Origin of the sequence: Duganella qianjiadongensis (genome assembly GCF_009857915.1) — a bacterium.
GTDB classification, from domain to species: Bacteria; Pseudomonadota; Gammaproteobacteria; order Burkholderiales; family Burkholderiaceae_D; genus Rugamonas; species Rugamonas qianjiadongensis.
The window spans coordinates 53,720-73,845 of record NZ_WWCM01000018.1 but is presented as its reverse complement, the minus strand read 5'-3'; the positions used below and the strand labels follow the sequence as shown (position 1 = coordinate 73,845).

Sequence of the window (20,126 nt, the reverse complement as noted above, 5' to 3'; positions counted from 1 at the left end):
CCGCCGGCCTGTCGCCGGCGGGACAGTTTAAAGAATTCATCACTACCTGGAGTGATACATGAAAGCCCTGCTCGATCTATTCAAGCAAGTACAGACGAACGAGACCTTTGACGCGATCAAGATCGGTCTCGCTTCGCCTGAAAAAATCCGTTCGTGGTCCTACGGCGAAGTTAAAAAGCCGGAAACCATCAACTACCGTACCTTCAAGCCTGAGCGCGACGGCCTGTTCTGCGCCAAAATCTTTGGCCCGATCAAGGATTACGAGTGCCTGTGCGGTAAATACAAGCGTCTGAAACACCGCGGCGTCATCTGCGAAAAGTGCGGCGTGGAAGTCACGCTGGCCAAAGTGCGCCGCGAGCGCATGGGCCACATCGAACTGGCTTCGCCGACTGCCCACATCTGGTTCCTGAAGTCGCTGCCATCGCGCCTCGGCATGGTGCTGGACATGACCCTGCGCGATATCGAACGCGTCCTGTACTTCGAAGCATATGTCGTGACCGACCCCGGCATGACCCCGCTGAAGAAGTGCCAGATCATGTCGGAAGACGATTACGCCGCCAAGTACGAAGAGTACGGCGACGACTTCACCGCCTTCATGGGCGCGGAAGGTATCCGTGAGCTGCTGCGCTCGATCGACATCCACCGCGATGCCGAAACCCTGCGCGTGGAACTGAAGGAATCGAAGTCCGAAGCCAAGATCAAGAAATACGCCAAGCGTCTGAAAGTGCTGGAAGCGTTCCAGCGTTCGGGCATCAAGCCTGAGTGGATGATCATGGAAGTGCTGCCGGTGCTGCCACCGGAACTGCGTCCACTGGTACCACTGGATGGCGGCCGTTTCGCGACCTCGGATCTGAACGATCTGTATCGCCGCGTAATCAACCGTAACAACCGTCTGAAACGCCTGATGGAGCTGCGCGCTCCAGAGATCATCACGCGCAACGAAAAGCGTATGCTGCAAGAAGCCGTGGACTCGCTGCTGGATAACGGCCGTCGTGGTAAAGCCATGACGGGCGCTAACAAGCGTCCGCTGAAATCGCTGGCCGAGATGATCAAAGGTAAGGGCGGCCGCTTCCGTCAGAACTTGCTGGGTAAGCGCGTCGACTACTCGGGCCGTTCCGTGATCGTGGTGGGTCCACAGCTGAAACTGCACCAGTGCGGTCTGCCTAAGCTGATGGCGCTCGAACTGTTCAAACCGTTCATCTTCAACAAACTGGAACTGATGGGTCTGGCTACGACCATCAAGGCTGCCAAGAAACTGGTAGAGATTCAAGAGCCAGTGGTGTGGGATATTCTGGAAGACGTGATCCGCGAACATCCGATCATGCTGAACCGTGCACCAACCCTGCACCGCCTCGGTATCCAGGCTTTCGAGCCTGTGCTGATCGAAGGTAAAGCGATCCAGCTGCACCCGCTGGTCTGCGCCGCATTCAATGCGGACTTCGACGGTGACCAGATGGCAGTTCACGTCCCGCTGTCGATCGAAGCACAGATGGAAGCCCGCACCCTGATGCTGGCTTCGAACAACATCCTGTTCCCGTCGAACGGCGAACCATCGATCGTGCCTTCGCAGGATATCGTGCTGGGTCTGTACTACGCGACCCGCGAAGCGATCAATGCGAAGAACGAAGGTATGCTGTTCCCTGACGTGTCGGAAGTCATCCGTGCCTACGACAACAAGCAGGTCGAACTGACCACCCGTATTACCGTACGTATCGTGGAAAATCCTAAGGATCCAGTGACGGGCGAATTCGTCCGCACCGTGACCCGTTACGAAACCACGGTCGGCCGCGCCATCCTGTCGGAAATTCTGCCCAAGGGCCTGCCGTTCAGCGTACTGAACCGCGCTCTGAAGAAGAAAGAAATTTCCAAACTGATCAACACTTCCTTCCGTAAGTGCGGCCTGCGCGCGACGGTGGTATTTGCTGACCAGCTGATGCAGTCGGGCTTCCGTCTGGCAACCCGCGCCGGTATTTCCATCTGCGTGGACGACATGCTGGTACCGCCGCAGAAAGTCACCCTGATTTCGACCGCCGAGTCGGAAGTCAAACAGATCGAGCAGCAGTATGCTTCGGGTCTGGTGACCGCGGGCGAACGTTACAACAAGGTAGTGGACATCTGGGGCAAGACCTCCGACGAAGTCGGCAAGGCCATGATGGACCAGCTGAAGGTAGAAGACGTCATCAAGCGCGACGGCACCAAGTCGACGCAGGAATCGTTCAACGCGATTTACATGATGGCCGACTCGGGCGCCCGTGGTTCGGCCGCCCAGATCCGTCAGCTGGCCGGTATGCGTGGTCTGATGGCGAAACCGGACGGTTCGATTATCGAAACCCCGATTACCGCGAACTTCCGCGAAGGTCTGAACGTTCTGCAGTACTTCATTTCGACCCACGGTGCGCGTAAAGGTCTGGCCGATACGGCGCTGAAAACCGCGAACTCCGGTTACCTGACCCGTCGTCTGGTCGACGTGACCCAGGATCTGGTGGTGATCGAGGACGATTGCGGCACCTCCAACGGTACCGTGATGAAGGCGCTGGTAGAAGGCGGTGAAGTGATCGAAGCGCTGCGCGACCGTATTCTGGGCCGCGTGGCTGGTACCGACGTGATCAATCCTGAAACCCAGGCTACCCTGTACGAAGCCGGCACCCTGCTGGACGAAGACATGGTGGAAGAGATCGAACGTCTGGGCATCGACGAAGTTAAAGTCCGCACCCCGCTGACCTGCGACACCCGCTTCGGCCTGTGCGCCAAGTGCTACGGTCGCGATCTGGGCCGCGGTCTGCTGGTCAACGCTGGCGAAGCCGTCGGTGTGGTGGCAGCGCAGTCGATCGGTGAACCGGGTACCCAGCTGACCATGCGTACCTTCCACATCGGCGGTGCGGCATCGCGTGCAGCAGTGGCCTCGTCGGTGGAAGCCAAGTCGAACGGTACTATCCGCTTCACGTCGACCATGCGTTACGTCACCAACGGCAAAGGCGCCCAGATCGTCATTTCGCGTTCCGGCGAAGTGCTGATTACGGACGACCACGGCCGTGAACGCGAACGTCACAAAGTACCATACGGCGCGACCCTGATCGTCAAGGACGGCATGGTCATCAAAGCCGGTACTGCGCTGGCAACCTGGGATCCGCTGACCCGTCCTATCATTACCGAATACGCCGGTACCGTGCGTTTCGAGAATGTGGAAGAAGGCGTCACCGTAGCCCGTCAGGTGGACGAAGTAACCGGTCTGTCGACGCTGGTGGTGATCGATGCCAAACGTCGCGGTTCGCTGACCAAGACCATGCGTCCGCAGGTAAAACTGCTGAACGACGATGGCCACGAAGTGAAGATCGCCGGTACCGAACACGCGGTATCGATCGGCTTCCAGGTGGGCGCGCTGATCATGGTGAAAGACGGTCAGCAGGTATCGGTGGGTGAAGTGCTGGCACGTATCCCGACCGAATCGCAGAAGACCCGCGATATTACCGGTGGTCTGCCACGCGTAGCCGAACTGTTCGAAGCACGTTCGCCGAAAGATGCGGGCATGCTGGCGGAAGTCACCGGTACTGTGGCCTTCGGTAAAGAAACCAAAGGTAAGCAGCGTCTGGAAATCACTGACATGGACGGCAACAAGCACGAGTTCCTGATTACCAAGGACAAGCAAGTGCTGGTGCACGACGGCCAGGTGGTGAACAAGGGCGAGATGATCGTGGACGGCCCGGCCGATCCGCAAGACATCCTGCGTCTGCTGGGTATCGAAGCGCTGGCCCGCTACATCGTGGACGAAGTGCAGGACGTGTACCGTCTGCAGGGCGTGAAGATTAACGACAAGCACATCGAAGTGATCGTACGTCAGATGCTGCGTCGTGTTCAGATCGTCAATGCCGGCGACACCGACTACATCGTCGGCGAGCAGGTTGAGCGTTCCGAACTGCTGGAAGAGAATGATCGCGTCAGCAAAGATGGCAAGCTGCCGGCAACCTACGAAAACGTACTGCTGGGTATTACCAAAGCATCGCTGTCGACCGACTCCTTCATCTCGGCCGCATCGTTCCAGGAAACCACCCGCGTGCTGACCGAAGCTGCCATCATGGGCAAACGCGACGGTCTGCGTGGTCTGAAAGAGAACGTCATCGTGGGTCGCTTGATCCCTGGCGGTACCGGTCTGGCCTTCCACCGCGCTCGCAAAGAGAAAGAGCAGTGGGAAGTGGAAGAGCGTCAAGCTCTGCTGGCAGCCGAGAAGGCCGCCATGGCAGCTAGCAGCGACGCCGACGTCAGCGAAGTCGTCAGCCCGCAAGACGGCGAAGCGTAATCCGCGCGACCTCATGAAAACGGCACCCTCGGGTGCCGTTTTTTTATGCACAGACGCCTGACCTTGCCAGAACTATTTATCGTTCATGGACACCTATCCTGTAGCAGTACGTTTAATAACTCTCTACAGGAACTGTGTAATGAAAAACTTCAAATATGCCTTGCTTCTGGCAAGCATCATGAGCGCTGGTGCCTCTTATGCCGCCACCCAATCCATCGAAATGCCGGCCAATGAAACTCCGGTCGACGCACCCAAAGTGTCGACGTTCGAAGCGCAACCGAATGCGGATTTTTCCGACTGGCGCTGCTGGCTGATCAGCCCGTATTTCTGCTATAACAACGTGAAGTAATCAGCAGGGCCGGGCAGCGGTGCCGATGCACCGATGTCCGGCCCCAGGTGCTTATTGCTGGCTGACGATCCAGCGGTCGACCTTCTCTTCCAGCAGGGCCAGTGGCAATGTGCCGTCGCCCAGTACGATGGCGTGGAAGGCCGGCAGGCTGAATTTGCTGCCCAGCGCCTTGGCCGCCCGCTCGCGCAGTTCGACGATTTTCAGCGAACCGATCTTGTAGCCCAGCGCCTGCGCCGGCCATGCCATGTAGCGTTCCGTCTCCGTCTTGGCGGTGACGTCATAACCCAGCGTGTCGTGCATATAGGCGATGCTCTGTTCGCGGCTCCAGCCCTGGGCGTGCATGCCCGTATCGACCACCAGTCGGGTGGCACGCAGCAGTTCGTCGTTGAGGTGGCCGAAGTACTGGGCCGGATCGTCGAACAGTCCCATTTCCTTGCCCAGTGTTTCCGCATACAGCGCCCAGCCTTCGGTAAAGGCGTTATTGCCGCCGAACTTGCGGAACTTCGGCAGGTTCAACTCCTGATTCAGCGCGATGTGGAAGTGGTGGCCCGGTTTGCCCTCGTGCAGGAACAGCGTGGTCATGCCGGTGCTGCCGTATTTGGCGGGATCGTTGACCACCGACCAGAACACGCCCGGCCGCGAACCATCGCCCGCTGGCGGGGTGTAGTGGTCGGACGCGGTAGCGCGGCTCAGTTCAGGCTCCAGCCGCAGGTCGAGCGGCGCTTTCGGCAGCAGGGTGAACATCTGCGGCAGCTTGGTGTCGAGCACGGCGTTGAGCTTGCGGTAGACGGCCTGCACTTCATCTTCCGTCTTGAACGGATAGAACTTGGACTGGGCGGCGACCCACACCGGCAGGCCGGCGGCCGGACCGTCATAGCCGAGCTGAGGCCCGAGGATGGCGAACTGGGCCTGGATGCGTGCCACTTCTTTCAGGCCGATGGCGTGGATTTCAGCGGGCGTGAGCGTGGTGGTGGTGGCATTCGCAATGCGCGCCTGATACCACGCTGCGCCGTTCGGCAGGGCGCCCAGCCCCGTGCTGCTGCGGCAGGCCGGCAGATATTCTGTTTCGATGAAGCTGGCCAGACGTTTGAGCGCGGGCAGGATGCGCTCGCCCACGGCCTTGCGATAGGCCGCCGTCAGGCGCTGCTGGTCGGCGGCGCTGAAGCCCGCTGGCAGTTTTTTGATCGGGGTGTAGAAGATATTGCTCTCCGCGCTGTCGCTGAGCAGTTGCTGGAACTGGGGCAGGGCCGACACCATCAGCGCTTTCGGCTGGGTCACGCCGCTGCGCATGCCCACGCGCATATTGGCGATGGCCTGATCTATCCATGCCGGCAGCTGGCTGATACGCTGCAGATAGGCCGCGTATTCCTTGACGGTGCCCAGCGGCTGCGAACCTTCGCCGCCGGCGTAGTTGGCCAGCGTGACCGGCACGCTATCCATCTGGGTGATGGGCAGCAGGTGCTCGGGGAAGGGTTCCATGGCCAGCAGGCCGTGCAGTTCGTAGGCGAGGATGTCGTAGCTGATGCGGTCGGTGTGGTTCAGACGCTCGCGCGGAATTTTCTGCAGGCGCTGGCTGAACTGGCGGTACAGCTTGAACTGGCGCGCACGCTGGGCCGGTGCGATGCTCATGCCTAGCTGGTCGTCGAAGCGGCTATCGCCGTTTTCGGTAGCATTGATAGGCTCGAAGCGGGCGTTGGCATCGTAGTACTGGTCGGCCAGCTGGAGCAGGGCGCGCCGGGCGGTGGCGTCGCTGGCAGCAGGTACGGCAGCAGCAGGCTGGGTGGCAGCGTAGCTCAGCGAGGGGAAAAATGGCGCGGATAGCGCCAGTGCAACAGCGGCAGCCAGCACAGCACGGGTAGGGCGGAATGGGCTCATGGTTTTCCTTTTTCTAGGGCGTTAAGCAATAACGCCGGCTAGGATAAGCCATCCGCACCGCTGGCGCGAGGCTTTGTTGCTTGCCAGCTTGTTGTTTGCCTGCGCGGAGAGGGTAGGCAGGCGTGCCGGATGCTTTAGGCGACCGCCTCGGCCAGCCGCCGTTCGTACAGGGCCGCAATCAGGTCGGATTGCGCCACCATGCCGGCAAAGCGCTGTTCGTGGTCGACCACGGGAATGTGGTGCAGGCCGGAGTCGGCCATCAGCGGCACCAGATCGGCGATGGGCGTATCGACGTGTACGGTGGTGGCCTGTTTGCACATGATCTGGCCCACCACCTCGGCCTTTTCCGTGTGGGTGATGCCGCTCTTGCGCAGGAAGTTCCTGAGCTGGTGATCGAGGCCGTGAATGTCGTTGAGGCCGCCGTATTCGAGAAAGTCGGCCAGTGTGATGATGCCGATCACGCGCTGGGCCCGGTTAAGCACGGGCAGGGCGGCCAGCCGGTGTTCGCGCATGACGCGCCAGGCGTCTTCCAGACAGGAGCCGAATTCGGCACTGACGATGTCGCGCGACATGATGTCGCCGCAGGTGAGCATGCCGAAGCGGCGCTGGTAGGCGCGCTGCTCGGTCTGCATGAACAGGGCGTGCAGATCATCGCGGCTGATATCGAGCACCTGATTGTACTGGCGCAGCACGGCGTCGAGATCGTCCGGCTTGAAGCCCAGCCGCACGGTTGGCACTTCATCTTTGGTAGCGTGCAGATTGGCGATATGGGCTTGCTGGGTGTGCGGGTAGCGCCGCCCCGTCAGGTTGTTGTAGAGGATGGACAGCAGCACCATCATGGCCGAATTGGCCAGCACGGTGAGCAGGGCGAACTGGTAGCCCGCGGCCTGTACGGCGGGGCCGCCGATAACAGTAATCAGGGCCACGGCGCCGCCGGGCGGGTGCAGGCAGCGCAGGGCGAACATGGCGCTGAGCGCCAGCGCCGCCGCCAGCGCGCCCAGCAGAGCAGGGTTGAGGCTGTTGCCTAGCCAGTGGACGCAGGCCACACCCACCAGTGCACTCACCACATTGCCGCCGATCACCGCCCACGGCTGGGCCAGCGGACTGGCAGGCAGAGCGAACAGCAGCACGGCCGTGGCACCCATGGGGGCGATCAGGCTGATGTGCATCTGGCTGGCCACCAGCAATTGCTGGCAGAGCAGGGCGCCGATAAACAGGCCCAGCAGCATACCGGCCGCGCCGCGCAACTGTTCACGCAGATTGGTGGTGGCAGGGCCCGGTAGCCAGCGTTGCAGCAGTGCGCGCATGATAAATCCAGTATTTTAAATGGAGCAAATATTACTCCAAGCTCAGGCTGCTGTGTGCTGGGCGTTTTGCCGCACTAGCCGTGCGCGACCAGTTCCAGCGGCAGAGCCGTGGTGAATTTAATCTGTTCCATCGAGAACGCGGAGGATACCCCGCTCAGCTGGGCCACCTTGATGAGTTTCTTGTAAAAACGATCATAGCCTTCAATATCGCTGGTGACGACCTTGAGCAGGTAGTCGATGTCGCCGCTCATGCGGTGGAATTCCTGCACTTCCGGCAGCGCGATCACGTTGGCGGCGAAACGGGCCAGCCATTTGTCGTCGTGCTGGCTGGTGCGCACGCTGACAAACACGGTGACGGGCAGGCCTACCTTGCGGCGGTTGACGATGGCCACGCGGTTTTCCAGATAGCCTTCTTCTTCCAGCCGGCGTATGCGTTTCCAGCATGGCGTGGCCGACAGGCCGATGCGCTCGCTGAGCTGGGCCACCGACAGCGTGCCGTCCACCTGCAGGGCGGAGAGGATGGCGTAATCGTAGCGATCAAGTTGGTTCATGCTAGAAATTGATAAAAAGTAGGATGAATGTACTATATTTTAGGTGTGGAGGGAGTATTTTAGTACATCTATTTTCGTTCTTCTGACTAAACTATATGCATTGATTAGCCAGCTTTCCTGCCCCTACCATGACGACCGAAATCTACCTCGACGGCAACGCCACCTCTCCCGTGCTGCCGGCCGCCATCGCCGCCGCGACCTGTGCCATGGGCCAGCGCTACGGCAACCCCAGCAGCAGCCATGCCGCCGGCCTGAGCGCCAAAGCGCTGCTCGACCAGGCCCGCCAGTGCGCGCGCCGCCTGCTCGGCGTGGGCGACGGCCGCCTGATGTTCAACAGCGGCGCCACCGAAGGCATACAGACGGCAGTGCTGTCGGCACTGGTGGCATTGCGCGAGCGGCGCGAACAGGGCGAGGCCATCGGCAGCCTGCTGGTGTATGGCGCCACCGAACACAAGGCCGTGCCGGAAAGTCTGGCGCACTGGAACCGTCTGCTAGGCCTGAACCTGACGCTGCACAAACTGCCCGTGAACGCGCAAGGCATGCACGATCTGGCAGCGCTGCGCGCCTGCGCCGCTGAGGCGGCACTGGTGTGCACCATGGCGGCGAATAATGAAACGGGCGTGATCAGCGATATCGCCGGCATACAGGCCGTGCTGGAGCAGACCGGCTGCAAGGCTTACTGGATGGTGGACTGCGTGCAGGCGCTGGGCAAGCTGGCGCTGAATCTGGCCGCTACCCGCATCGATTACGCGCCGTTCTCCGGCCACAAGCTGTACGCGCCCAAAGGCATAGGCATGCTGTATGTGCGTGCCGGTGCGCCGTTCACGCCGCTGATCGTGGGCGGCGGACAGGAAAGTGCCCAGCGTTCGGGCACGGAAAACATGGCCGGCATCGCCGCGCTGGGCACTGTGCTGGCCGCGCTGGAGCGGGGCGACACTTTCCGCAGCCACGACGAACTGGAAGGCTACCGCGCCCGTCTGGCCGATGCGCTGCGCGAGGCTTTGCCCGGCATCGTGTTTAACAATCCGTTTGAAAACTCGCTGCCTACCACGCTCAATTTCTCCGTGCCGGGGCTGTCCAGCCGCGAACTGATGGATGTCTTCGATGCCGCGCAAGTGCGGGTCAGCTCGGGCAGCGCCTGTTCGGCTGCCAAGGCAGCGCCTAGCTATGTGCTCGATGCCATGCAGGTGCCGCTGTGGCGTAGCGCTGGGGCCATCCGCATGTCGTTTGGCCCGCTGATCGATGCCGCCATGATAGACGACGCCTGCCGCCGTATCGCCCGCTGTGGCGCGGCGCTGCGCAGCGGCTGCCTGATTCCGTCCGAGCGTCATAGCACGGTCCATGATGGTCTGCTGCAGATGGGCGTGGAAGGCGTTTGCAGCTGGCTGGTGCTCGATGCGGCCAGCCGTAGCTGCGTGCTGATCGATCCGCTGCCGGAGCACACGGGCCGCATCGAAGCTTTTGTGCGCTGCCAGAACTACCGCGTGCAAGCCATCCTGAATACCAGCGCAGGGCAGGAGAACGGTGCGCTGCTTGAAGCGCTGGGCCGCCATGCAGCCAGCCGCGTTGCTGCGGATGCCTATGGCTGGCCGGCATTGCCCGAGCGCGTGACGCTGGCCGATGGCCAGTCCGTCGCTGCGCTGCAGCTGGGCGCCCGCACGCTGGCCTGTGTGAGCGATGGCGCCTGCCGCCACTATCTGCTGGGCGCAGCGGTGCAGGGCCGGCTCGATGCGGCAGCCGTGCGCTTTGCTTTCAGTACCGCTTCGTGCGCACCAGCGCTGCAGGGGCTGACGGGCGCGGCCACGCTGCTGTGCCCTAGCCGCGACGAACATAACCAGTTCTGCAGCGGTGCTGCGGCGGCGGATGCCGTTTGCTGCGATAGCCTGCAGCTCGATCATGCCGGCCTGAACGCCCTGCTGGGCAGCCATCCCGCTGTCGAGCTGATCGATGTGCGCGAGGATTTCGAATACGCCGCCAGCGCTAATCTATTGGCGGTAGCGGGCAAGGTGCAGAGCGTGCCGCTGAGCCGCCTGACGGAACATGCCAGCAGCTGGCTGGCCGCACCGGACAGCACGCTGGTGTTTATCTGCCGCAGCGGCAATCGTAGTCTGAAGGCAGCGCAATGCCTGCGCCGCCTTGGCCACCAGCATAGCTATAGTCTGAGCGGCGGACTGGCACTGGCAGCGCTGGCGCAGGCAGCCTGAGATTTTCGGCAATAATTCACAGCAATAATTCACAGCAATAAGTTTCCTCTTCCTTTGAGGGCCGCGCGAGCGGCCCTTTTTTTCGTCCCGCCAACCGCGCCGTGGACAGCGCTTATGTACGTCTGCGCACGGTCGCGCCCGCGCCCGCCTAGTAAGCTGCCTATGCATATTTTCTTAATGCAAGAGCCTAGCGTAGCCGGGAGTGTTTATGTTTGTGCCGCTATTTTTCCCGCTGATTGCTGCCCGCACGGTTAACCGCGAAGACCAGACGGCCGATCTGCCTTTGCGGGCCGAGTTGTTCAGCGCCGTGCAGATGGCCCAGCATGGCAAGACGCTGGCCAGCCACCACCGCCTCAGCACACACGGCGGCGCCGACCGCCTGCTGGTGCGGCTGGCGCAGAACGCTACGCTGATCGATGCCACCTGCAGCGAGCTGACCGCTGCCGTCAAACAGGGGCGGCAGATCACTCCTGCCTCCGAATGGCTGCTCGATAATTTCTACCTGATCGAAGAGCAGATCCGCATCGCCCGCCGCCACCTGCCGCGCAACTACAGCCGCCAGCTGCCGCGCCTTGACGGCGATGCCTTGCCGGCCTGTCCGCGCGTGTACCGCATCGCGCTGGAAATCATCGCCCATGGCGATGGCCGGGTCGATCCGGAATCGCTGTGCCGCTTTGTGGCGGCCTATCAGGAAGTGGCCAGCCTGCAGCTGGGCGAGCTGTGGGCCATCCCCATCATGCTGCGGCTGGCGCTGATCGAAAATCTGCGCCGCGTGGCCGTGCGCGTGGCCGATAACCGGCGCCAGCGCGATCTGGCCAACCACTGGGCCGACCAGATGACGGCGGTGGCCGAGACCAATCCCAGCGGGCTGATACTGCTGGTGGCCGATATGGCCCGCTCCAACCCGCCCATCACCAGCGCCTTTGTGGCCGAACTGGCGCGCCGTCTGCAGGGGCAGAGTCCGGCCCTGACGCTGGCGCTGTCGTGGATTACCCACCGGCTGGCGGAAGCCGGGCAGACCATCGAGCAGCAGATCCAGGCTGAAATCCAGCAGCAGGCGGCGGATCAGGTGTCGATAGCCAACAGCATCGGCAGCCTGCGCTTCCTCGGCACCATGGACTGGCAGGAGTTTGTCGAAACCATGAGCGTGGTGGAGCAGACACTGCGCCAGGATCCTGCCGGCGTGTACGCGCAGATGGCCTTTGCCACGCGCGATCTGTACCGCCACGCGATTGAAAAAATCGCCCGTCGCTGCCCCTGCACGGAGGGCGAGGTGGCGCAGCATGCGCTACAGCTGGCGCAAGTTCACGGCGGCGAGCAAGGTCTCGGCCACGTGGGCTACTACCTGACTGGCGCAGGCGCAGCGCAGCTGGAACGCCGGTGCCGCATGCGCCGGCACTGGCTGGAAGTCTTGCAGCAGACGGCGCGCAGCGCACCGCTGACCACCTATCTGGGCGCTATCGCGGCACTGGCGCTGGTGGCCACGGCATGGCTGCTGCGGCAGGCCGCGCTGCAGGGTGTAGCGCCACTGTGGCTAATACTGACAGGCGTGCTGACACTGCTCGCCAGCGGGCAGCTGGCGCTGGCCCTGGTGAACTGGCTGGCCACGCTGCTCACCCAGCCCCATCCTCTGCCGCGCATGGCTCTGCCGCACGGCGTGCCGTCCGATGCGCGCACGCTGGTGGTGGTGCCGGCCCTGCTGTACAGCAGCGAGAATGTGACGCAGTTGTGCGAACAGCTGGAAGTGCACTTTCTGGCCAACCGCGACCCCCATCTGCAATTCTGCCTGCTGACGGATCTGACCGATGCCGACGCCGCCGTCCTGCCCGGCGATGCGGCGCTGATCGAACAGGCGCAGCACAGCATCGCCCAGCTGAACCGGCAATATGCTGCGCGCACGGACGATGGCACGCCGGCGCCATTCCTGCTGCTGCACCGGCCACGTGTGTGGAATGCGCAGCAGGGCGTGTGGATGGGCTATGAACGCAAGCGCGGCAAGCTGCAGGACCTGAACCGGCTGCTGCGGGCCGCCGGCGCGGCTGCTTTCAGCGTCGTCGAGGGCGATACCGGCCGGCTGGCGCAGGTGCGTTATGTGATCACCCTCGACAGCGACACCCGCTTGCCACGCGAAGCGGCGCTGCAGATGATCGCTACCATGCTGCATCCGCTGAATCAGCCCAGAGTCGACCCGCGGCTGCAGCGGGTGGTGGAGGGCTACGGCATCCTGCAGCCGCGGGTGGCGGTCAGCTTGCCGGGCGAGCAGGCCTCGCTGTACGAAAAGCTGTGCGGCGGCGAGCCCGGTATCGATCCCTACACGCGTACCGTGTCGGACGTGTATCAGGATGTGTTCTTCGAAGGCTCGTTCATCGGCAAAGGTATTTACGATGTCACGGTATTCCAGCAGGTGCTGGACCAGCGCCTGCCGGAAAACCGCATCCTCAGCCACGACCTGCTGGAAGGCTGCTATCTGCGCGCCGGCCTGCTCAGCGATGTGCAGCTGTACGAAGCCTATCCGGCCCGTTATGGCGACGATGTGCAGCGCCGCCAGCGCTGGATCCGGGGCGACTGGCAAGTGGCTGCATGGCTGCGCCGCCGCGTGCCCCTGCCCGAGCGCCAGCGCGAGCGCAATCCGCTGTCGCTGCTGTCGCGCTGGAAGCTGTTCGATAATCTGCGCCGCAGCGCGACGGCGCCTGCGCTGCTGGGGCTATTGCTGCTGGCATGGCTGGTGCTGCCGCAGCCGTGGCTGTGGAGCGGCGCCGTGCTGGCCGTGCTGTTTGCCACGCCGCTGCTGGGCGGCTTGTATGACCTGGCGCGCCGTCCGCGCGACACGCTGTGGCGCCAGCATGTGCGGGCCAGCCTGCGCCGCAGCAGCCTGCAGTTTGCCCATGCCTTGCTGATGCTGGTGTTCCTGCCGTATGAGGCGTGGTTCAGTCTGGACGCCATCGCGCGCAGCCACTGGCGCTTGCTGGTGTCCGGCAGCCTGCTGCTGGAATGGCGCGCCTCTACGCTGGTGGCGCAGGGCGGTGCCGATAGCTGGCGCAGCATGTGGCCAGCGCCCGTGCTGGCTCTGCTGGCACTGCTGGCGGTGCTGCTGTGGCAGCCGGCCAGCCTGTGGCCTGCGCTGCTGTTTGTGCCGCTATGGCTGCTGGCACCGGCGCTGGCCAACCGCATCAGCCAGCCCATCGCGCGCCGGAGCGTGACGCTGACACCGGAGCAGCTGCTGTTTCTGCGCGCGCTGGCACGCCGCACATGGGCGTATTTCGAGCGCTATGTCGGGCCGGAAGATAACTGGCTGCCGCCCGATAATATGCAGGAGCATCCGGTACAGGTAGTGGCACACCGTACCTCGCCCACCAATATCGGCATGGCGCTGCTGGCCAACCTCAGTGCCTGCGATTTCGGCTACCTGACGGTGGGGCAGCTGATCGAGCGCACCGCTAATACAATGAATACGCTGGAGCGGATGGAACGCTATCAGGGCCACTTCTACAACTGGTACGACACCCGCAATCTGCAGCCGCTGCTGCCCATGTATGTGTCGACGGTCGATAGCGGCAATCTGGCCGGTCATCTGCTGACCTTACAGGCCGGTCTGTATGGTCTGGCCACGCAGCCGGTGCTGGGGCCGCGGCTGGTGGAAGGGCTGGTGACCACCGCAGGCCTGCTGCAGCAGGCGTGGCGCGAGCAGTACGGTAGCGCAGCTGGCGAGCTGAGCGCCGTGCTGCAGGCCACGCCCGACGTTACGGATGGCGCCCAGCTGCGGCGCTGGCTACTGAGCCTGCAGCAGCTGCTGGGCGGGCTGGACCCGCAGGCTGCACTGCATGGCGAAACCTTGCTGTGGCATACGGCGCTGCTGCAGCAATGCCGTGCGGCGCTGGCGGAGCTGGCGCTACTGATGCCGTGGCTGACGCTGCCGGCCGAAGCGCTGCTCGACAGCACACTGCTGCGCGTGCCTAGCCTGCGCGAGCTGGCGGCACTGCACGATAGCGTTCACGGCGTGCAGCAAAGCGCACTGGCGCCGGCCGAGCGCGAACGCCAGCTGCAGCTGGCCCAGCTATGCGCCGAAGCGGCGCTGGCCGCACAGCAGCGCATCAGCGCGCTGGAACTGCTGGCCCAGCGCTGCGCCGCCTGCGCCCGCATGGAATACGGCTTCCTGTACAACGCCACTACCCATCTGCTGGCGATAGGCTATAACGTCAGCGAGCGGCGGCTCGATAGCAGCTATTACGATCTGCTGGCCTCGGAAGTGCGGCTGGCCAGCTTTGTCGCCATTGCGCAGGGCCAGCTGCCGCAGGAGCACTGGTTTGCACTGGGGCGCCAGCTGTGCATCGTGGCGGGCCAGCCTGTGCTGCTGTCGTGGAGCGGATCGATGTTCGAATACCTGATGCCGCTGCTGGTCATGCCCAGCTATCCCGGCACGCTGCTGGACCAGACCTACCGCGCGGTGATCGCTGCGCAGATCGATTACGGCCGGCGCCGCAACGTACCATGGGGCATATCGGAGTCGGGCTACAACATGGTCGACGCCAGCCTGAATTACCAGTACCGCGCTTTCGGCGTGCCGGGGCTGGGCCTCAAGCGCGGGCTCGGTGATGATCTGGTAGTGGCGCCCTATGCCTGCATGCTGGGGCTGATGGTGCAGCCGGAAGCCGCCTGCAGCAATCTGCAGAAAATGGCTGCTATGGGCTACCTCGGGCGCTACGGCTTTTACGAAGCGGTGGACTACACGGCAGTGCGGTTGCCGCGCGGGCAGACCGCGGCCGTGATCCGTTCCTTCATGGTGCACCATCAGGGCATGGGGCTGCTGGCGCTGGCCTACCTGCTGCACGAGCGCCCCATGCAGCGCCGCTTCGAATCGGATCCCTTGCTGCAATCGACTCTGCTGTTGCTGCAGGAACGCAGCCCGCAGCTGGGCGCGTTCTATTCCAACACCACCGAGCAGGCGGCGCTGCGCGCGAATGCGGCCGAGCAGAGTATGCCGATGCGCATACTCAAGCAGCACAGCACGGCGGTGCCGGAAACCCAGCTGCTATCCAACGGGCGCTATCACGTGATGGTGACCAATGCGGGCGGCAGCTACAGCCGCTGGAAGGATATGGCGGTCACCCGCTGGCGCGAGGACAGCACGCGTGACCACTGGGGTAATTTCTGCTACGTGCGCGATCTCGATGACGGCCAGTTCTGGTCCACCACCTATCAGCCCACGCTGGTCGAACCGCGCCGCTATGAAGTGATCTTCTCGGAAGGGCGGGCGGAATTCCGCCGCAACGAGCGTGGTATCGAACTGTACACGGAGATCGTGGTGTCGCCGGAAGATGATATCGAACTGCGCCGCACCCGCATCACCAACCAGACGGATCAGGTGCGTACGCTGGAAGTGACCAGCTACGCGGAAGTGGCGCTGGCGCCAGCGGCAGCCGATGCGGCCCATCCGGCATTCAGCAAGCTGTTTGTGCAGAGTGAAATCCTGCACAGCGAAAATGCCATCCTGTGCACGCGCCGCCCGCGCGGACCGCTGGACCCTACACCGTGGCTGCTGCATGCCATGATGGTGCATGACGGCGTGGTCAGTGCGGTGTCGTTCGAGACTGACCGCTCGCGCTTTCTCGGGCGTGGCCGCAGCGCGGCCTCTCCTGCCGCCATGTCCGGCAGCGCCACGCTGAGCGGCGCCGAAGGATCCGTGCTCGATCCTGCGGTAGCGATCCGCCAGATCATTACCCTGCAGCCTGAGCAGACGGTGGTGGTCGATATCGTCACCGGCATGTGCGAGCAGCGCGAAGCGGCGCTGCACCTGATCGACAAGTATCAGGACCGCCATCTGGCCGACCGGGTGTTCGAACTGGCATGGACCCACAGCCAGGTCGTGCTGCGCCAGCTTAACGCCAGCGAGGCCGATGCGCAGCTGTATGCGCGGCTGGCCAATGCGGTGATCTATCCGCATGCCTCGCTGCGTGCCGACGCCGCCATCCTGATGCGCAACCAGCGCGGCCAGTCCGGCCTGTGGGCTTATGCGATTTCGGGCGACCTGCCCATCGTGCTGCTACAGATCCGCGACCCTGCCAATATCGAACTGGCGCGCCAGATGGTGCAGGCCCATGCCTACTGGCGGCTCAAGGGACTGGTGGTGGATCTGGTGATCTGGTACGAAGACCAGAGCGGCTACCGTCAGCTGCTGCATGACCAGATCATGGGGCTGATCGCTTCCGGCATCGACGCGCAGGCCATCGACCGGCCCGGCGGCATCTTCGTGCGGCTGGTAGACCAGATCGCCAACGAGGACCGCGTCCTGCTGCAGTCCGTGGCGCGCGCCATACTGAGCGACCAGCGCGGCACGCTGGCCGAACAGATCAAGCGGGCCGTGCCCGCAGGGCTGCGCATGCCGCTGCTGCAGCCGGAAGACGCTGCAAGCTATGCAGGCGCGGCGCCCACATATGAAGCAACCCCGCTGCCGCAAGGCCTGCTGCTGGCCAACGGCATGGGCGGCTTCAGCGCCGATGGGCGCGAATACGTGATCGTCAGCAGTGCCAGCGAACGCACCCCCGCGCCGTGGTCGAATGTGCTGGCCAATCCGCAGTTCGGCAGCGTGATTTCGGAAAGCGGGCAGGCGTATAGCTGGCATGAGAATGCGCACGAATTCCGCCTCACACCATGGCATAACGATCCGGTCAGCGACAGCAGCGGCGAAGCGTTCTACATCCGCGACGAACAGAGCGGGCAGTTCTGGTCGCCCACGCCGCTGCCGGCGCCGTCGGCAGAGCGCTATGTCACCCGCCACGGTTTTGGCTACAGCAGTTTCGAACACCACATGGCCGGCATCGCCAGCACGCTGACTACCTTCGTCGCTATCGATGCGCCGATACGCTATACCCTGCTCAGAGTCAAAAACCTGTCGGCCACCAGCCGCCGCCTGTCGCTGACGGCCTATGTGGAATGGGTGCTGGGCGATATGCGCGCCAAGTCCGGCATGCATCTGCTGACGGAAGTGGACGGCCCCAGTGGCGCACTGTTCGCTCGCAACCCTTACAACACCGAGTTCACGGGGCGGGTAGCTTTCTTCAATTGCGACGCAGCGCTGCGTAGCCATACGGCGGACCGGAGCGAATTCATAGGCCGCAACGGCACGCTGGCCGCACCAGCAGCGATGCGCCGCTTGCGCCTGTCCGGCAAGACGGGGGCGGGGCTTGATGCCTGTGCAGCGCTGATGGTGCCGGTCGAACTGCTGCCGGGGCAGGAGCGTGTAGTGGTCTTCGTGCTCGGCGTGGCAGGGCGGCGCAATGCCGATGCCAGTACGCTGGTACAGAAGCACCGCAGCGCCGAAGCCGCATACGAGGCCCTGGCGGCCGTGCAGGCCTACTGGCAGACCACGCTGGGTGCGGTGCAGATCCGCACACCGGAAGCGGAGCTCGACGTGCTGGTCAACGGCTGGCTGATGTACCAGACCATCGCCTGCCGCATGTGGGCGCGCAGCGGCTATTACCAATCGGGCGGGGCGTTCGGCTTCCGCGACCAGCTGCAGGATGCGATGGCAACCATCCACACCCGTCCTGCTTTGCTGCGCGAGCAGCTGCTGCTGTGCGCGGCGCACCAGTTCCTCGAAGGCGATGTGCAGCACTGGTGGCACCCGCCTTCCGACCGTGGCGTGCGCACCCACTGTTCGGACGACTATCTGTGGCTCCCGCTGGCGGCAGCGCGCTATGTGCAGGCCACTGGCGACTATGCCGTGCTGGATGAATTGCAGCCCTATCTGGAGGGACGTGCCGTCAAGCCGGAAGAGGATTCCTATTACGACCTGCCCCTGCGCTCGGCGCAGCAAGGCACGCTGTACGAACACTGCCAGCGCGCCATCCGCCATGGCTGGCGGCTGGGCGAGCATGATCTGCCCCTGATCGGTTCCTGCGACTGGAACGACGGCATGGACAAGGTGGGCGAGCAGGGCCGCGGCGAGAGCATCTGGCTGGCTTTCTTCCAGTGTGAAGTGCTGCAGCGCTTTGCCGAAGTAGCCGAGCAGCGGCAGGATGCCATCTGCGCTGCCGAATGCCGCACCCACGCGCGTGCGCTGGCCGCCGCCGTGGAGCAGCATGGCTGGGATGGTAGATGGTACCGGCGCGCCTATTTCGACGATGGCTCGCCGCTCGGCTCCCACCTCAATGAAGAATGCCAGATCGATTCGATTTCGCAGAGCTGGGGCGTGCTGTCCGGCGCCGCCGACGCTGCCCGCGCACGCGAGGCCATGACGCAGGTGAACCAGCGGCTGGTCCGGCGCGAGGATGGCATTATCCAGCTGCTGCAGCCGCCGTTCGATAAGGCGGGGCCTAACCCCGGCTATATCCGCGGCTATGTGCCGGGCGTGCGCGAAAACGGCGGCCAGTACACCCATGCCGCCATCTGGACCGCCATGGCCTTTGCCCGGCTAGGTGAAACGGAGCTGGCGTGGGAACTGGCGCGCATGATCAATCCGCTGCAGCATACGGCTACACCGCAGGCCATGCAGCGCTACCGCGTGGAGCCGTATGTGGTGACGGCGGATGTGTATGCCGTGGCGCCCCATGTGGGGCGCGGAGGCTGGAGCTGGTACACGGGGTCGTCCGGCTGGATGTACCGCCTGCTGGTGGAATCGCTGCTGGGGCTGCGGCGCACCGGTAATCTGCTGGAGCTGTCGCCGCGCATGCCGGCCGCATGGCCCCATTTCGAGCTGGATTACTGCTATGGTGCGGCGCGCTATGTGATTCGCGTGCAGCGCAGCCAGTCGGACGACTGGCTGCTGGTGCAGGATGGGGAGCGGCTGGCCGGCCTGCAGATTGCATTGCAGGACCAGCCGGCTACACATACAGTCGATGTGTATATGCCAAGGGCGGCGTCAGGCGCCTAGTGCCGCGCCTGCACCGGTCAGCGTGGCGACGCCGAGGATGGCGAACACCAGCGCGGCAATACCATGCACCAGCTTCAGCGAAACGCGGTGGGCGATCTTATCGCCCAGATACACGGCTGGCACGTTGGCCAGCATCATACCCAAGGTGGTGCCGCACACCACCGCTACCAGACTGTGATAGCGCGCTGCCAGTGCCACCGTTGCCACCTGCGTCTTGTCGCCCATCTCGGCAACGAAGAAGGCGATCAGCGTAGTGAGGAACACGCCGTATTTCGCCAGCGGCATATCATCCTCGTCGATCTTATCGGGGATCAGCGTCCATACTGCCATGGCGATAAAGGATACGCCCAGCACCCAGCGCAGGATGTCCGGTCCCAGTAGGCTGGTAATCCAGCTGCCGATGGCGGCTGCAAACGCATGGTTGGCGATGGTGGCGACCAGGATGGCCGCCACGATGGGCAGCGGGCGGCGGAATTTCGCGGCCAGACAGAAGGCCAGTAACTGGGTCTTGTCACCGATTTCGGCAAGGGCGACGATGCCGCTGGAGATGAGGAAGGCTTCCATGATATATCTGCTTGAATGGTAAGGTGAGACGGGGCGCATCTTAACATGGGCTGTCGCAGGCTTCTGTTACAAGTGCGATACATATGAACTCCCGGCAGGGCTGTTCCGGCCTG

At 63.4% G+C, this 20,126-nt stretch carries 8 protein-coding genes; 4 read left to right on the top strand and 4 right to left on the bottom strand.

The features are described from left to right. The first annotated feature begins 58 nt into the window (after positions 1 to 58). Both rpoC and GTP27_RS19850 read left to right on the top strand, forming a co-directional pair. Positions 59 to 4,294, top strand: a complete 4,236-nt coding sequence (rpoC, locus tag GTP27_RS19855) for a DNA-directed RNA polymerase subunit beta' (RefSeq protein ID WP_161040871.1) — start codon at positions 59 to 61, stop codon at positions 4,292 to 4,294. A 139-nt stretch (positions 4,295 to 4,433) separates the two neighbouring features. Then, positions 4,434 to 4,643, top strand: coding sequence for a hypothetical protein (locus GTP27_RS19850; protein ID WP_161040870.1), 210 nt, complete (start codon positions 4,434 to 4,436; stop codon positions 4,641 to 4,643). Positions 4,644 to 4,694: 51 nt separating this feature from the next. Here GTP27_RS19850 and GTP27_RS19845 read toward each other — a convergent pair whose 3' ends face one another. The 3 genes from GTP27_RS19845 to GTP27_RS19835 all read right to left on the bottom strand — a co-directional run bounded on the left by GTP27_RS19845 (position 4,695) and on the right by GTP27_RS19835 (position 8,376). After that, positions 4,695 to 6,518, bottom strand: coding sequence for a DUF885 domain-containing protein (locus GTP27_RS19845; RefSeq protein ID WP_161040869.1), 1,824 nt, complete (start codon positions 6,516 to 6,518; stop codon positions 4,695 to 4,697). A 134-nt stretch (positions 6,519 to 6,652) separates the two neighbouring features. After that, positions 6,653 to 7,825, bottom strand: coding sequence for an HPP family protein (locus GTP27_RS19840; protein ID WP_161040868.1), 1,173 nt, complete (start codon positions 7,823 to 7,825; stop codon positions 6,653 to 6,655). A gap of 74 nt (positions 7,826 to 7,899) precedes the next feature. Next, positions 7,900 to 8,376 carry an Lrp/AsnC family transcriptional regulator gene (locus tag GTP27_RS19835; protein ID WP_161040867.1) on the bottom strand — a complete coding sequence of 159 codons (477 nt, stop codon included), beginning with the start codon at positions 8,374 to 8,376 and terminating at the stop codon, positions 7,900 to 7,902. Positions 8,377 to 8,504: 128 nt separating this feature from the next. On the opposite strand from GTP27_RS19835, the gene GTP27_RS19830 reads away from it, so the two are divergent. Continuing rightward, positions 8,505 to 10,580: an aminotransferase class V-fold PLP-dependent enzyme gene (locus tag GTP27_RS19830; RefSeq protein ID WP_161040866.1), complete on the top strand. Its 2,076-nt coding sequence runs from the start codon at positions 8,505 to 8,507 to the stop codon at positions 10,578 to 10,580. 208 nt (positions 10,581 to 10,788) lie between these two features. Then, positions 10,789 to 19,449 carry a glycoside hydrolase family 94 protein gene (locus GTP27_RS19825; RefSeq protein ID WP_161040865.1) on the top strand — a complete coding sequence of 2,887 codons (8,661 nt, stop codon included), beginning with the start codon at positions 10,789 to 10,791 and terminating at the stop codon, positions 19,447 to 19,449. Here the strand turns inward: GTP27_RS19825 and GTP27_RS19820 are convergent. Next, positions 19,438 to 20,013: a TMEM165/GDT1 family protein gene (locus tag GTP27_RS19820; RefSeq protein ID WP_161040864.1), complete on the bottom strand. Its 576-nt coding sequence runs from the start codon at positions 20,011 to 20,013 to the stop codon at positions 19,438 to 19,440. The two genes, GTP27_RS19825 and GTP27_RS19820, sit on opposite strands and share 12 nt — an antisense overlap. Between the last annotated feature and the right edge of the window lie 113 nt (positions 20,014 to 20,126).

Coding starts and splice junctions, on each gene's coding strand:
- rpoC (WP_161040871.1), top strand. CDS start 59: ATGAAAGCCCTGCTCGATCTATTCAAGCAAGTACAGACGAACGAGACC.
- GTP27_RS19850 (WP_161040870.1), top strand. CDS start 4,434: ATGAAAAACTTCAAATATGCCTTGCTTCTGGCAAGCATCATGAGCGCT.
- GTP27_RS19845 (WP_161040869.1), bottom strand. CDS start 6,518: ATGAGCCCATTCCGCCCTACCCGTGCTGTGCTGGCTGCCGCTGTTGCA.
- GTP27_RS19840 (WP_161040868.1), bottom strand. CDS start 7,825: ATGCGCGCACTGCTGCAACGCTGGCTACCGGGCCCTGCCACCACCAAT.
- GTP27_RS19835 (WP_161040867.1), bottom strand. CDS start 8,376: ATGAACCAACTTGATCGCTACGATTACGCCATCCTCTCCGCCCTGCAG.
- GTP27_RS19830 (WP_161040866.1), top strand. CDS start 8,505: ATGACGACCGAAATCTACCTCGACGGCAACGCCACCTCTCCCGTGCTG.
- GTP27_RS19825 (WP_161040865.1), top strand. CDS start 10,789: ATGTTTGTGCCGCTATTTTTCCCGCTGATTGCTGCCCGCACGGTTAAC.
- GTP27_RS19820 (WP_161040864.1), bottom strand. CDS start 20,013: ATGGAAGCCTTCCTCATCTCCAGCGGCATCGTCGCCCTTGCCGAAATC.